Here is a 14,367-nt window from a genome sequence, read left to right as displayed (position 1 = left end):
TTGGGGGAGTGGGGGAGTGGGGGAATGGGGGAGAAATCTTAACGCCGTTGAGCTTTGCTGACCATTTTCCGGGAGAGTCGGAAGGGGATCTCTTCCTGCTCGGCCCAATCTTGGAGGATTCGGTAAAAAAGTTTACGGTCTTCACTGCGGAGGACGGTAACTTGATCGGCGGTTTCGATCGCATAAGGATAGCCGCGTCCAATAATGGCTTCTGCCCTTACCCAGTCAATCACTTGTTCGAGTAACCCTGCTTCAAAGATCCAGAGGGGGAATTCGAGGCGCACGGGGTATCCAGCATGGGTTTTGAGATAGGTAAAGGTGACTTGATTGGCTTGTTCTTGGTAGTCTTTGAGGATACCGGGACGACAGCAGCGACACAGAAGGGTGCGATCGCCCCATGCCATCAGTGGGTTGAGCAGTTGCGGATCGCTCACTCCGGAAATGGGGGGTAAGCCTAACGCCCGTTGCAGCATTTGCGTTGTATCTTCGGCAACACTGGTATCGATATAGGCAACGAGGGGGATGTGATGCTGTTGAGTGGCGCTCAATAGTTGGCGCAGGGTTTTGAGATAGCATTCATAGGTGGGGCGATCGAAGGTTTCGGCAAAACTAGCGATCAGAGAGCCATCATAAAACACCAGGCGTGAGGATTGATGGCTATGGGTTTGCATGTAGTCAATGATGCGGCGCACTTCCAATTCTAAACGGCGACGGTTCACCAGGCGATCGAGGGATTCCCCTTTTCCCAGAGCCGCAAATTGATTGGGGGTAATTAAATCAACAGCGATATCTTTTTCATACTCACCATCCCCGCGATGGAAGTTTTCAAACCAGCCAATTTGAATCACCGCGATAGGCATCGAAAAGTCCTTGCTGGGATAGATTTGGGAACCATCAACGGCAAAGGTGGGAATTCCCATGAGGCGATCGCGCACCCACTGTAAGCTTTGTTCTCGATTTTGCCAAGTCAGATTAGATTTCACGATCCAACCGCGATCTCCTCTTTCCAAGGGTTCCGCATAAATCGAATCCTGCTCATCCACTAACTCAACGGTTTTGACTCTCTCTATCACTTCCCTAGAACCATGCAAAAGCGCCTGGCGATAGGGCTTGAGTTTCTCAAAAACTTGGGACTCTAAGCCCTTAAACTCCGAGCGTTTCACTTGTAGCAAAGACCAAATTAAGGATGGATCGAGGGGCATATCAAGGAATGGGGGAGTGAGGGAATGGGGGAGTGGGGGATAGAGAGATACAGCAGTTTACGCTATGAGTGAGAGACATTGCGATCCCCCTAACTCCCCTTAAAAAGCAGCAGGGCTGTTTCATTAATAAGGTTGAGAATGAAGGAATTTTATTTTTCCCAATTCCCCAATACTTCTCCAGAGCCGCTTGATTAAATTTCGCGAATTGCCCCAGAGACCTGTATCCTAAGTAACCATGCATTAAGCCGAGAAGGACAATTAGTAGGACATTCGACATTGAGTGCCTCTTCCCTTGAGGACGGCGAAATTCTTTGACTTTCTTGAGTAATTCAATTAAATTATACATATTCTAATAGAATTTTAGCGATTGCCTGTGAGTTTACCATGCAAGCAATCGCTTTTATTTTGCCATTTCCTGCCCAGAATGAAACAGCCCTGCTTTTTTAAGGGGTTGGGGGGATCAAAGGGTATCGTATAGAGCTAGAAAATTGCTGTAATTCTGGAGAATGGTGATCGCCACTTGATGCTGTTCTCCATAGATCCTCCGGGACTTTCCAAACGCACCCTACTGGCTGTTTTGGCATAACGGTCTAGTTGAGCCGCCGTAGTCACACTTTAGCTTTTAAAGAACCAAAACGGTGACAACAAGGAAAGAAGCGAATAAGACATTAAGAATTACTTCTCTTGAACCAATGAAGTAAGAACAGCACAAGTATTGCAATGATACAACTTGCTTTCCAGAGTAAGAGCCACCAAGGTCGCCACCAAGCAAGAGTTTGGGTTTCAACCAAATCGGAACAACCAAATAATAAAAACGTGATAGCTGTCCAGCCAGATAAATTGGGTCTATAATATGACTTTCTAGCAGTTGTTCTAATACTCTTAATGAGAAAACGGATAGCGAAACCAAACCAGACTAATGCTTCGGCCAGGTTACCGTAAAAATAGATAGCTTCCAGCACATCAGGATTTGTCACTTGACTTTGGATAATGTAAATAATTTAACATAAGGATGCTGTCTGATTTGCTGCAATAAATCCTGAATGGATCATACAGGTAAAAGTCTCACATCCGGTTTTGTAGACCAGTGGGAGAGGCGACTCTTCCACTGAGTTTAATTATTAAGGGGCAGTCAAAGATTGCAGCATTTATTTTTCCTCCAACATTATTAATTGTTCATTGTTCATTGTTAATTTTTAATCGATCGCCCCTCCCCCTGTGTCCCAAAATACGTTAGAGCCGTTGCGGCTTCCAACTGTGTCACCGTTTTTTGGGGCTGAAATAGCCTGGTATAGCCAAACACGCGCCTGATGTTAGCATTATTTCCATTTTGGAAATCTGCTAAAATACTCGGTAAAACTTGGCTATTAATTTTACTCGCATCCTGAAATCCCCAAGTATCTTTGACCGCCTCTATTGTCGCTTTTGGCAATCCAGAGCGAGTATCTAACGGCACTTTCCAGCCGATTAAATTTTCCCTTGTCAGGGGAGCATCGGGACGAAATCGGGTTTCCGTTGCCTCTCCCGTCAGGCTGCTGGGAATTAACCCCGCCTCCGCTAATCCCTGAATATACTGAAAATCTGGGTCACTTTTCGGCACATCTTGAAAAACCGGCTCTGCTGTCGAAGAGGCTAACCGAATTTGTTTACCCGGATCGTCAGTATAGATTTGATTATTAGCACTCATTAACCAGCGAGCATACTCTCGACGAGTAATCATTTCATTGGCTTGAAAGGCTTCCATCGAGGGATCGCCCGTAATTCCCAGGGTAATCAATTGTTGCACTTCTGGGGAGAGAGAAGAGGGAACTTGAGCAGAACTCGGAGAGGGAGCAGGGGAAGCTGTAGGAGAAGGGGATGGGGTGGCGATCGCCATTGGCGTATCATCTATACGATAGGTCAAAGTATAAGTCGTTTGTCCAGAAGTCGGCGGAGCAAAGCTCAGAGTCAGTTGCAACCCCTCTCGACGCGCAGCAAGTTCCAGTGCATCTGAATCGCTGGTTATTTCCCAGTTATTCTCCTGTAACTGCTGCTGGTAATAGCGTCTGACGAGCGTCGTCGAGTCAGCACTAAACCAACGGGTAATCATCCCTTCTTCTCCAGACGTAAGGGGAGACACCAATTCTAGGGTAGCGTTGGCATATTGGGGAATGGCAGCAGGAAAGTTATCAGGAAGTTCAACTGTAGAAACTGGAGCAGGAGATACGGTAGCTTGGGGAGAGGGTTGGGGAGCAGGAGTTGGGGGAGTTAATTGCAATTGCGGATCGGGTGCAAGCAGTTGCTCTATACTTTGCCCTCCAGAGCTATTCGCGCAGGAAGTCAAAGGGGCGATCGCCACTAGGATCAGAAAGAAGGAAAGAGCTGGAGAACGGTTCAACACTGATTAGGGAATGGTTACGAGTTTATCGATCGAGTCTTCATGATCCCTATCTTAGCTAAACTCGGCTCCCGGTATCCAGTCGTTAAAAATAACCTTGATTGAGAACATTCTCGGTAGAGGGTTTGGTTTGATCGATCAGAGCTTGAATTTTATCGATCATTCTTTGAAACACATCAGCATAGTATTGAGATGCATCCAAAAAGTCCACATATTCCTGCCTATGAATTTGCCGTTCTGCTGGAGTTCGGTATTCTTGACGCATCGCTGAAGACATACGCTTGGTTTTGCGGACAATCAAAACATCATCAATCTGAGTGGCTAGGATGGAGACTGGAGTCATATCTAGAAACTCACAAACCAGAAAATATAACGATCCAGGAACTGCCATTTTTAAGTCGCGACTGGTAGCTACCGCCTCCTGAAACATAGTTTTATCGAGATTGGTTTTACATTCTGCACAAACATATCCAAGATAGGACTCAAGTAATTTATGATCTTGAAAATTTGAATTAAATGATGATTTTAAGTATAGCTTCTTTCCCAAGATAAAATCTTGATCTTTAGTCCTCATACTCGGTTCACCTCCTTGGCCAGGATTGCCTAGAGAGGATTAAAAACTCAGGCCAGCAAATGTATTTCTTGGCCCTAACTCAAAAGAATCATCAATTTCCCGCAAACTCCGGAAAATAACTTGTGGCAAAAACTCTTCTAGAATTGTGTTATCTAGTTTGAGCTGTCCTTTTTGTCGATATAAAAAATTTTCTGAGCTATCAAAAATTAAATCTAACTCGATAAAGCGCTTGTATCGATTCGTCACTTCCACTAATTTTTCTACTACATCCGATTGACCCCCTTCAATAGATTCCATCGCTAATATCCATTGATGATACTGTCTAATAGCTTCTTCTAACCGTTCTCGATCTGACTCAGGTAAGCGACGGTTATGCAGACAAGCAGTTAACTTAGTATAATGAGGTCGAGAAAATTCAGGCATAGATTGAAGGTGAGTGATTGATTCTCAACTCTTTTGATCGGGCGAGTAAACTTAATTTTTGGGGGTCTAAAGTTGGCGTTCTGCCAATCTGATTGACTTGATCGATAGCCTGTTCCAGTAATTTTGTGTTTTGGCAGGAGACCAAAGGGAGACTATGCTTTAAGATTTCACAGGCTATTTCTCTGGCAATTTCTTCAAGGGTTTTCTGGCTAACTTTAGAGTTGAGATTGTGAAAATTCATAATATCTTCTCTGATCGTTTTTCCGAATTTATTTTTAAACTCTCTTTTTTGTCTTAAAACTTTGTGAAAAAGTTTAGATCTTACGGCAATTTCTTCAATGATGTCAGCATTATAAAAAGGTATCCCCAGAACATTGGACTGATGTCCAACAATAAACACAATTCTAGCCTGAAATTTGGTCACTCTAGAAACTTCTCTCAAGGTATCAGCAATATCGAGACAATATTGAACCACGGTGTAGAATCGGTTCCTTCTGTTTGCTCTATTTGAACCAATTTCTGACTTAGCAATATTTAATAAATCCCATCCTAAGATTTCAGTAGATTTTCGGTAATTTTGATGATAATTAAAAACATTTATATACGGTGGAGAGGTGAGGACAAAATCAATAAAGTTGTCGGCGATCGGAAGAGAGCGAGCATCGGATAAACCCATATTGATAGGTCGATCGGAGTAAGGTAGTTTTTCGATTACATTGGCTAAATAATTAAATTTGGATTGGATGAAATCATGAGTTACTTGATGGTTGGCAACATCTAATAAAATGACCAGGGCATCAAACATTTTTAGTCTTTCTCGATCTAGTTCACTTCTAATCCCTATTAGTTTCACCTCTAAATCATCGACTTCATGATCTTCAAATATTCTAAATGGAAATTCGAGATCGATTATATTTCTGAGCTTTTTGATGAATTCATTTCTATTTTCTAAATTAATAAATTCATAAGTTCTACTCAGAATGCAAGCGGCTGGATTAATTTCAAACCCGTAAGCTTCACAGTCAAACATAGCGGTTTCTAGCAAAACTGTTCCGCTCCCGGCAAACGGATCGAGAACAATCGAGTGAGGTAAGCAATAAGCATTTAGTATTGCTTCAATAAGCTGAGGAGAAAACTGGCCGCGCCAAGCAAAGGGATTAGATCGAGTTTTAGCCAGAATATTTAGTTTTTCTTGAGAGATAGGTTCGTCAAATGCTTTCAACTGTTAACGTTCCTGAACTGGTGAGCTAAGACCTGACTGGTGAAAATAGTCTAACATATTACTTCTAATCCTATGAGTGATCGCCACTAAGATCGCAAATCCAAGCAAAATAAGGTAATCTATTTTTCATAGTTTATGCATATTCCTGACTGTTTTTGACTTAATTTTCCTTTCCGCCATTATCGGGTTGGATGAAGCCAAAACCTCTATCATCCTTCCAGGTTATGAGTTTCCCTTTATGTAAAGTAGGTTTCACGATCGTGTAGTTTAGGGGTTTAATTTTAATTTAGGCGATCGCCTCAGCGATGCCCAGCATTATCGCCCAACCAAGACACTAAATCCTCAACTCCCGTAAAATCAAGCAGCGCTTCCCCTAAATCTTCCAGAGTTTCCACCGACAAAGACTGAATCTGTGCTTCCAATTCTGGAGAAAGCACACCCACTCGTCGTGTCAAGAGACGAATGACTAAAGATGCCTCCCGTTGTACACCTTGTTGAATTCCTCGCTGAATTCCTTCGAGTAGACCTTCTTCATGAATTTCCTGATAAATGACTGACTCGCGCATCGTCTCTTTCCTCAACAGTTGTCTAATTAACTTTTTGTCAAATCTCAAACCCGCCAGCACTTGACTACAAGCGAGAACATCTGCTTGTTGTTTGCTCTCCTCGATTGTAGCAACCCGATCGGCGACTTGTTGCAGTAACTGGCGCGGTTCGCTGGTTTTCGATAGGGTGGCCAAGGGCAGTAAACCGGGAGAAGAGAGCAGTAAATTGGGGTCTTGTTCCCACAGTCGAATTACCTGATAAGGATGTCGGGTTTCTCCGTCCTGGTACTGGGAGAGCAAAACTTGCTCAGAAACCATTTCTCGTAAGAAAATCACCACTTGATGCACGGGGCAACCATACTGCCGTTTGAGTCTCACGTAGTAGTCGAGCATCCGGAAAGGAAGGGGAGGTTGGGAGTAGGGACGGGTTTCAAACTCGATGTGCAGAATTTGGTTACCCGCTTTTAAGAATGTCAGAGAGTCGGCACGGATGGGTTCTTGTATCAGTTCGGTTTTGAGGACTTCAACGGGAGTCGGTTGGGCTAGGGGAAGCAACCATTGGATGAAGGACTCTGGGAATTTTTCGGCGAGGTATTTGCAAGCGTTGTCGTAGGCCAAGGGAGTTAAAAATTGAATCTCAATTTAAGTTTACGATCTATTTTTATGCTAATTACCACTGACGTGAACAACGATCTCTCGGTGATGACTGCGACTGCGATGTTCCCATAAATAAATTCCCTGCCAAGTGCCTAAGAGTAAGTGTCCTTGGTGAATGGGAATTTGTTCTGAAGTTTTAGTTAATACGCTGCGGATATGGGCTGGCATGTCGTCAGGGCCTTCGGCATCATGGATATAGCTGATTCCATCTTCAGGAACCAGTTTGGCAAAAAAATTGGCTAAGTCGTGCAAAACATCGGGATCGGCATTTTCTTGAATGACTAAACTGGCGGAAGTATGCCTTAAAAATAGGGTACATAATCCGGTTTGAATGCCGGATTCTTTGACAACTTGTTTGACTTGAGAGGTGATGGGGGAAAAGTTTTTTCCCGTGGTTTTGATGTTGAGTTGGGTTTGATAGTCAGTCATGGTAGAATGGGAAAGCCTGATGGTTAATTGTTCAGGTTAAAATAGTTGATAATGGCTTGGGCGATCGCCTCACTGCCGTTTTTATCCAATACTACCTCTTTTCTGGGAGGGTTGATCGCTTGGTGTAAAAAGCTCCAATCGCCGCTAAAAAAGGCTTCTGGCTCAATAATTTGATGAGTGCCATAATCTTGTAAGCCTTCGATTAAAACGGATGCTTCGGCAAATCCTGCTCGTGTTAAGGATGCAATGGGCGTATTTAAACGTAGGGCTTCCGCAAATGTACTATATCCGGGTTTGGAGATGATGCGATCGCAAATCGGCATAAAATCCACGGGTCGATATTCATGTCCCCTCACTTTCATCAAATTGGGCAGATTAGGTGCTTGGGCATCGAAGGTGATAAACTGCCAATCGGGGAAGTTTTTCAGGGTATCATAGGGAATTTCTTGCAGACTTAAGCCGCCAAAGGTTAATAATATCGTCCGTTCTTGGGGAGCAGAAATCTGTAACTGTTGCCGCAACTGCTCCGGAGTCCATCGGGGAATTCCTCCGGTTAATCCCACATCAGTAATGTCTGAAAAAGCACTCATGGGTTCATGAAGAGGCAGGCGAAACAGGCGATCGCACTGACCATAAGCGGTGCTAATCCAATCGGCGATCTCCATAAATTCCCCTCCCCAAGGGCGATAAATAAAATCCCAGCCAAAATTACCCATCATCCAACAGGGAATTCCGGCACTATGGGCAATATCTACAGCCAAAGAAGGTAAATCAGCTAACACTAAATCTACCCGATTTTGGCGAATAAAATTCACTTCTCCGGCAATAATTGACCGTTCATTTTTACGAATGTATCGCAATTTTTCTAAAGTAGATTCCTTATCCATCGTCAGACTATCAGACTGAATTACTCCCACATCAAACCCCCTAGGACGGTGGATAAAGTCTGCCGGAAGATAAGATTCAATGAGCCATCGGGGAGCTGTGGTCACTAAAATCAGGAGAATTTCTGGATGTTGTTGGGCGATCGCCGCAGCCACTGAGGCCATTCTCACGGCATGACCAAAACCATGATTAGTAATGGCTAGATATACAGTAGGTCGAGACATGGAGAAATTAAAAATTAGCAATTAAAAATTAAAAATGATGACTCGTTCTATTTTAAGAGTCTAAGGGCAAGTTTAGAGGATTTTGCGCTAACTTGCCCTCAATGTGAATCAGGGAAAAGGATGTTCAAGTTGGCTCGGATAGCAAGGGTTTTTCTTGGACAACCAACACGGAACAGCCAGCCCGGTGAACGACATAATTACTGACACTTCCTAAGAGTACCTCAGTCACTCCGTGTCGTCCCCTACGTCCGACGACAATTAAATCCGCTCCCCAACTTTTAGCCAGATTGCAGATCCAACGTCCAGTATCCCCCATTTTCCATTCCCACTCGCAGGAAACCCCCACTTCTTGGGCGCGATCGCAATAGGAAGTCAGCCATTGACGAGTCTGTTCCGTTTCCTGTGCCATTTGTTCTTGCACGGCTTGGGAAAAGTTGGTTAAGGTATGACCATAGGGGCCAACATAGGTAAACAGACTGCTCTCTTCTAGGGCGAGACGGTGAAAGAGCATCATTTGAGCAGAAAACTGTTGAGCCAGAACTAACCCTTTCTCAAAAATGGTTTCTGCTTGAATGGAGCGATCGAGAGCGACTAAAATCTTTTGATAAACCATACTTCAATAATCAATTAAAAACCTTCATTTAAATCATGGCACTGTTTCAGGTACAATACCAAGCGTAAGCTACAACACTTAACGGCTCACTCCTAGAAGCAGTGGAAAGGAAGCAAGCAAAAAATTGAAGGAATGACTAATGGCTAACCCGCAACTCCGTCTGATGATCCTGGCCTTTCCCCTTACGAGTTATGTTCTGATAGGACGGATCTTATTAACACTGATCGATCTGAGCAGTCACCTGAGCGTGAAATTATGGAATTGGGCGATCGCCGATCGCCAGCAGTACCCCTATTCCCTCAAAGATGACCGAGGGTTGATTTTAGGCTTTCCCCTCACGTTTCCCTTGCTCTCTCTTCTAGCCCTCAGTTCCCTGCTCTGGTGTACCTTTTTGGTATTGTTGAAGACGGCCAAGCGTGAGAATCTATTGGAGCAGGTGCAAAAGAGAGTTGGGGATGAAGCCTTGTTGGTTATTGCTCTGCCTGCTGAGTGCGATCGCTGGTTTCAAGGACTGCTGACGGCGGTTTTTGAGGCGATCGAGGGGTGGATGGCTCCAGAAACCTCAGCCGAATTATCGGAAGCGGTTTCTGCTATACCGGCATCGGCTCCTGCGGTATCGGTTGAAGCACAAACCCCAAAACCCCAAGGAACCGTCGAGTTGTCTGCTGCTCCCGTTTATGGCACTAACCCAGATGTGCCCTTACGCTCGGAAACAGGCATTGATTATACCCGACTGCGGGATTTGTTGGCGGCTCATAAGTGGCAAGAGAGTAATAAAGAAACCCTAGATTTGATTTTGCGGGCGACTCGTCGAGAAAGTGATGGTTGGTTAGATGCCCTGAATTTAGAGGAATTAGCCTGTACTGAATTAGACACCATTAATCAGCTTTGGTTGGCCTATAGTCAGGGTCAATTTGGCTTAAGTATTCAATCTCAGATCTACGAACAGGTAGGGGGAGACTATAGTCAGTTTAGCGATCGCATTGGCTGGCGCAAAGAGAGTCAATGGACTAATCCCACTGAGTTAAACTATACAGATAATGCCCCTCAAGGCCATTTACCCTACCTGGGATCGGCGATCGCCTATTCCCTCCTGATCCATAAACTCAAAACCTGTGGTATTCAATAAATTCAGCGATATGGTTATTGCAGCACCAGAACCTCAAGCAACAGTAACACCCAAAGGCGAACAACGAGTCGTTTTTCATGGCATCACCTGGGAAAACTATTTACACATTCTCGATCAACTCCCTCAATCGAGAGGTTCTCGTCTAATCTATGATGATGGAGTTCTAGAAATCACCATGCCCTTAGAAGATCATGAATTTGCCTGGTGTTTAATTGAGCGATTTATCCTGGTTTTGGTGGAGTTATTGGATCTTCCCATTAAAACCATGGGATCGACAACCATGAATTATCCCCTGCTCAGAAAAGGAGCAGAACCGGATAGCGCCTATTATTTCCAAAATCAGCCCTTGGTGAAAGGACGCAATGTCAATTTTGCCCAAGATCCGCCCCCAGATTTAGTCGTTGAAGTAGATATTACCCACACGGATATTGCTAAGAATCAATTTTACGCCCGTTTAGGTGTGCCAGAATTTTGGCGCTTTAATGGGCAAGTGTTGCGGATTTATACTCTCAAGTCTGGGGTATATGTGGAAGTCGAGCAAAGCCCCACATTTCCCCAAGTGCCCAAGGAGTGGTTATATCAGTTTTTAGCCACAGCAAAAGAAGATGAAATCGGAGCAATGCGAGAGTTGAGAAAGCGCTGGCAGGAAGCCACCCACTCCTAGAGAGAAAAGCTTATTATTAACTTTAGGAATAGGTGGATTAAAGATTATCTTTTCTAGACTTGATCTTACCCTCGATAGCGCACGGGAATATGAGTCTCTTGTTCAATTTCTTCAGCAAAGGCTTGCAACACTTCTAGCTCCACACATTTCAACCGTCTTACCTCATAGGGACGGTCATCATAATGATTTCCCCGACCATCTAATTGCCGTTTGACGGGTTTGGGACGAGAGGGGGTATTCAGTTGAATTTCCACCGGAGATAAGGCTTTCATCATCTCGATATACTGATGGCGGGTTTCAGCATCCCAGGGAGTCAAAATCATAGTTTGTACGCCAATTTCTCCAGAATACTGTTGGCGAAAATCGAGCATTCCTTGCCACATTTGCTCTAAATTCAAGCCGTCCACGGGACGATTCACCCGATTCAGAGGTTTAGCCGCAATAGCATCTAGTTTAAGCGACAGGCGATCGCAATATCTCAAATCCCCTTGCACCTGGGGATTATCCAACAGCGTACCATTGGTCAATACCAGCGTCGGTCTTTGGGTCATTTCCTTAATGCCTTGCAAAATTTCCCCTAAATTTAAGGCTAATGTAGGTTCGCCACTCCCGCTCAGAGTCACCACATCCACATCCCAAGGAGCAAACCCCTGTAAATCTCCCAGAATCATTTCCGTCGGCACATAAATCGCCCGCTTTTGCGTCACTACCTCGATCTCTCCCAACTGACAATAGACGCAATTAAATGAACAAACCGAGGTTTGCCCAATCGGATCTATGCCCAGCGATCGCCCATAACGCCAAGAAACCACCGGCCCATACACACTCTTAAATTCCGTCGTTGTCGTTACCATTTCCTTGATCTCCATCTATGCTCAAAACAACATGCTTCCCCCTCTATTGTGACGGAAACCTGGGAATGGGGGAATGGGGGAATAGGGGAATAGGGGAATGGGGGAATTTTAGGCAAGCGGACATGAAAGGGAGAGGGAAACTAACGCTCCACCGCAGGAGGAGTAAACCGAATCTCAATCCGTCTCCGACTAGGATTATCCCGACCATCCGTCGGCGCAAAACTCCCCGAAACCCCATACAATTGAGCCGCAGAATAAGCCTTAAACTGCAATCCCATCGACTGCAAACGGGGATTACTCTCTAACACCTTCACCACCGCAACCGCACGCATCAACCCTAAATCCGCATTCGATCCCGGATTTAACCCAGAAACCGACGCACTCCCTTCTACCACAGCCTCTAAAACGCGGTCTAAATTACTCGCATTACCCGTATTTTCTTGGCCATCTGTATGACCAATCACCTCCACCACATAACCCTGATAATTTTGGGCAAAACTTTCAATTTGCGTCACCAAATCCTCTAAAATATACTTTTGGAAATCTGGCGCAAGTTCAGCACTCCCCGACGGAAAACTTCTCGATTGAGACTCGCGCAATACAATCACTGGAGGGGATTTTAACCGTTCAATTTCCCCTTGCAGCTTTTGCACCACATTCTCCCGCCGTTGCAATTGATCTTGCAGATTCGCTACCTGACCTTCTAACCCTTGTACAGCACTGGTTCTGCTATCTAACTCTAATTGCAAATTTGCCAATTTGGACTCTAATTCTTGCGATCGCGTCACATTAGCATCAGAAACAGATTTCAGAAAAAACGATTTAATTAATGCTAACAGCAAAAATAATGTTAAGATCATAAACGCATTGGACATTAAATCGGTAAACGCTGTCCAAATTTTCAGATCTTCTTCAGGGGCTAGAGAACGAGATTTACGGCGACTCATAAGATATAGTATTGGTAATTGATGGCTGAGTTAGCAATATCTTACCCTCTCCCTATATCCCTCTCCCACGGGAGAGGGACTTTCTTCCCTTCTCCTGCGGGAGAAGGGGCTGCGGGATGAGGGGAAACACTTGAAAATACATAGTTTTAATTCGATTTACTTTCTAGAGCGCGGCGCAGTCTCAGCAATTCTGTCTGAGTTTCTTTCATTTGTTTAATATTATCTTGAATAGATTCTGAAGTAGTCACATGACTCCCTAAATTTTCCAGCCCTTGACCAATAGCACGAGCCACCTGATTCAAAGCCGTCACCACTTGTTTAAGTTCCGTTTGCAAGTCATCTAAATCTTCCGCTTTCGCAATTGTGCGTCGTTGCAATTGATCCACTGCTTTAACTGCCATTTGAAAGCCCTGAGTTCCCGTTTGCAATTGAGCGATCATATTCTCAAGAGATTGTTGACTTTGTTGTTGGGTTTCAATCACTTTCAAGGAAGCAAGATGACTTTGGCTCATCTGATCGCCAAATTTAGCCAACCGTTTACTATAACTTTGTAATTCTAAGGCAGCAATTTCAATAGTTTGCACCGAAGTCGTTAAGCTATTAATCGACTGATCGAACCCGCGCTGAAGTTGTCCTAAACTAGCAGTGGCAGTGGCTAAACTTTGAGGAAAAGGACTATTTTCTAACCGTTGGGCAACAGCTAAGAATCGATCAGCAGATTGCTTAAATTCTTCTGTACTTTGGCTAATAGTTAAGGTGGACTCTGTTAAACGACTATAGACTTTTTCAGCTAGTTCTGCGGCACGGTGATTTTCCGTTGCCAACTCTTCCATTTTTTCTTTGAGGGCTAATTCTACGGAGGCGCTCACCATTTGCCCAAACCGATTTAAGAAGCCTTCAAAGGAGTGATTCATCCCTTGAATCATGCGGTCAAATCGGGTATTATTTTCTAAGGTTTGCAGATAAACGTTATCCAGATAGTCTTCGAGGGCATCAACAAATTTTGTTTTGGCGATCGCGGTATTAAACAAGCCATTGACAACCGTTAATACGGCGCTAAATAAAATAGAAACTAAGCTAGTAAAAAAGGCAATCCCCATGCCTTGTAAGGGTTTTTGTAGAGCTGCTAATAAACCATTAATATCAGTCGCATTCGTATTACTAATAGTTTCACTTAAAGCCGTTAGATTTAAAGTGATGCCGATAAATGTGCCCAGTAACCCAAGGGATAATAACAAGTTGGGTAAAATTCGCCCCAAATATTCAATTTGATCGCAGGATAAAAACAGAACTTGCTCTTGACTATAGACTTGATCGATGAGCGCTCCGGTGTTAACCTGTTCTAAGCGAGTAATCGATTCTGCATACCGTTGTTCTACATAGTCAATAATTTCTGGTTTGCGGTTGAGGGGTTGCCAGTGAATCAGTCGCCGTACTTTTTGGGAAAGAACGGTAAGATGTAAATGGAGTGCCATCCTTAAGAAAATTGCCCCTAGGGAAGGAAGAATGACTAGGGCAATGGTAAAGATGATCAGGTAGGGAGGAATTAGGGACATGGAATCAATTAAAAATTAAAAATTAAAAATTAAAAATTAGAAGCTCTCAGGATTATGGATGCTAAT

Annotated in this window: 13 protein-coding genes and 1 pseudogene; 2 read left to right on the top strand and 12 right to left on the bottom strand. The window is 44.1% G+C overall.

Features of this window, described 5'->3' with window-relative positions:
- Positions 1 to 38: 38 nt before the first annotated feature.
- From AC3FZD_RS00890 to AC3FZD_RS00850, 9 genes and pseudogenes are all read right to left on the bottom strand, one after another.
- Positions 39 to 1,202, bottom strand: coding sequence for a DNA double-strand break repair nuclease NurA (locus AC3FZD_RS00890; protein ID WP_488738319.1), 1,164 nt, complete (start codon positions 1,200 to 1,202; stop codon positions 39 to 41).
- A gap of 1 nt (position 1,203) precedes the next feature.
- The gene (locus tag AC3FZD_RS00885; protein WP_488738318.1) at positions 1,204 to 1,548 is read right to left on the bottom strand and encodes a transposase family protein; all 345 of its coding nucleotides are present in this window, start codon (positions 1,546 to 1,548) and stop codon (positions 1,204 to 1,206) included.
- Positions 1,549 to 2,391: 843 nt separating this feature from the next.
- Positions 2,392 to 3,579: an S-layer homology domain-containing protein gene (locus tag AC3FZD_RS00880; protein WP_488738317.1), complete on the bottom strand. Its 1,188-nt coding sequence runs from the start codon at positions 3,577 to 3,579 to the stop codon at positions 2,392 to 2,394.
- Between the two features lie 85 nt (positions 3,580 to 3,664).
- A pseudogene (locus tag AC3FZD_RS00875) lies at positions 3,665 to 4,450 on the bottom strand (Bpu10I family restriction endonuclease).
- 118 nt (positions 4,451 to 4,568) lie between these two features.
- Positions 4,569 to 5,798, bottom strand: a complete 1,230-nt coding sequence (locus AC3FZD_RS00870) for a DNA methyltransferase (protein ID WP_488738316.1) — start codon at positions 5,796 to 5,798, stop codon at positions 4,569 to 4,571.
- 299 nt (positions 5,799 to 6,097) lie between these two features.
- On the bottom strand, positions 6,098 to 6,961 hold the full coding sequence (locus AC3FZD_RS00865) for an Rpn family recombination-promoting nuclease/putative transposase (RefSeq protein ID WP_488738315.1): 864 nt from the start codon (positions 6,959 to 6,961) through the stop codon (positions 6,098 to 6,100).
- Positions 6,962 to 7,009: 48 nt separating this feature from the next.
- Positions 7,010 to 7,429, bottom strand: coding sequence for a secondary thiamine-phosphate synthase enzyme YjbQ (locus AC3FZD_RS00860; RefSeq protein ID WP_488738314.1), 420 nt, complete (start codon positions 7,427 to 7,429; stop codon positions 7,010 to 7,012).
- A 23-nt stretch (positions 7,430 to 7,452) separates the two neighbouring features.
- A complete protein-coding gene (locus AC3FZD_RS00855; RefSeq protein WP_488738313.1) occupies positions 7,453 to 8,538 on the bottom strand; it encodes a glycosyl transferase in 1,086 nt (361 codons plus the stop codon).
- A 124-nt stretch (positions 8,539 to 8,662) separates the two neighbouring features.
- Positions 8,663 to 9,151 carry a universal stress protein gene (locus AC3FZD_RS00850; protein ID WP_488738312.1) on the bottom strand — a complete coding sequence of 163 codons (489 nt, stop codon included), beginning with the start codon at positions 9,149 to 9,151 and terminating at the stop codon, positions 8,663 to 8,665.
- 139 nt (positions 9,152 to 9,290) lie between these two features.
- On the opposite strand from AC3FZD_RS00850, the gene AC3FZD_RS00845 reads away from it, so the two are divergent.
- Entirely contained in the window at positions 9,291 to 10,280 is a 990-nt protein-coding gene (locus AC3FZD_RS00845; RefSeq protein WP_488738311.1) for a GUN4 domain-containing protein, read from the top strand.
- Between the two features lie 10 nt (positions 10,281 to 10,290).
- A complete protein-coding gene (locus AC3FZD_RS00840) occupies positions 10,291 to 10,944 on the top strand; it encodes a Uma2 family endonuclease (protein ID WP_488738310.1) in 654 nt (217 codons plus the stop codon).
- Positions 10,945 to 11,009: 65 nt separating this feature from the next.
- Here the strand turns inward: AC3FZD_RS00840 and AC3FZD_RS00835 are convergent, their stop codons facing one another.
- The 3 genes from AC3FZD_RS00835 to AC3FZD_RS00825 all read right to left on the bottom strand — a co-directional run bounded on the left by AC3FZD_RS00835 (position 11,010) and on the right by AC3FZD_RS00825 (position 14,301).
- Positions 11,010 to 11,798 (bottom strand): radical SAM protein, encoded by a 789-nt coding sequence (locus AC3FZD_RS00835; protein WP_488738309.1) that lies wholly within the window; start codon positions 11,796 to 11,798, stop codon positions 11,010 to 11,012.
- Between the two features lie 140 nt (positions 11,799 to 11,938).
- Positions 11,939 to 12,745: a hypothetical protein gene (locus AC3FZD_RS00830; protein WP_488738308.1), complete on the bottom strand. Its 807-nt coding sequence runs from the start codon at positions 12,743 to 12,745 to the stop codon at positions 11,939 to 11,941.
- 146 nt (positions 12,746 to 12,891) lie between these two features.
- Entirely contained in the window at positions 12,892 to 14,301 is a 1,410-nt protein-coding gene (locus AC3FZD_RS00825) for a hypothetical protein (protein WP_488738307.1), read from the bottom strand.
- Positions 14,302 to 14,367 lie beyond the last annotated feature (66 nt).

It is taken from the genome of Roseofilum sp. KMC-1 (assembly GCF_057802075.1).
This window is presented reverse-complemented; position numbering and strand designations above follow the sequence as displayed.

Excerpts from the sequence above, each read along its gene's own strand:
- AC3FZD_RS00890 (WP_488738319.1), bottom strand. The coding sequence starts at position 1,202 with ATGCCCCTCGATCCATCCTTAATTTGGTCTTTGCTACAAGTGAAACGC.
- AC3FZD_RS00885 (WP_488738318.1), bottom strand. The coding sequence starts at position 1,548 with ATGTATAATTTAATTGAATTACTCAAGAAAGTCAAAGAATTTCGCCGT.
- AC3FZD_RS00860 (WP_488738314.1), bottom strand. The coding sequence starts at position 7,429 with ATGACTGACTATCAAACCCAACTCAACATCAAAACCACGGGAAAAAAC.
- AC3FZD_RS00855 (WP_488738313.1), bottom strand. The coding sequence starts at position 8,538 with ATGTCTCGACCTACTGTATATCTAGCCATTACTAATCATGGTTTTGGT.
- AC3FZD_RS00850 (WP_488738312.1), bottom strand. The coding sequence starts at position 9,151 with ATGGTTTATCAAAAGATTTTAGTCGCTCTCGATCGCTCCATTCAAGCA.
- AC3FZD_RS00845 (WP_488738311.1), top strand. The coding sequence starts at position 9,291 with ATGGCTAACCCGCAACTCCGTCTGATGATCCTGGCCTTTCCCCTTACG.
- AC3FZD_RS00840 (WP_488738310.1), top strand. The coding sequence starts at position 10,291 with ATGGTTATTGCAGCACCAGAACCTCAAGCAACAGTAACACCCAAAGGC.
- AC3FZD_RS00835 (WP_488738309.1), bottom strand. The coding sequence starts at position 11,798 with ATGGTAACGACAACGACGGAATTTAAGAGTGTGTATGGGCCGGTGGTT.
- AC3FZD_RS00830 (WP_488738308.1), bottom strand. The coding sequence starts at position 12,745 with ATGAGTCGCCGTAAATCTCGTTCTCTAGCCCCTGAAGAAGATCTGAAA.
- AC3FZD_RS00825 (WP_488738307.1), bottom strand. The coding sequence starts at position 14,301 with ATGTCCCTAATTCCTCCCTACCTGATCATCTTTACCATTGCCCTAGTC.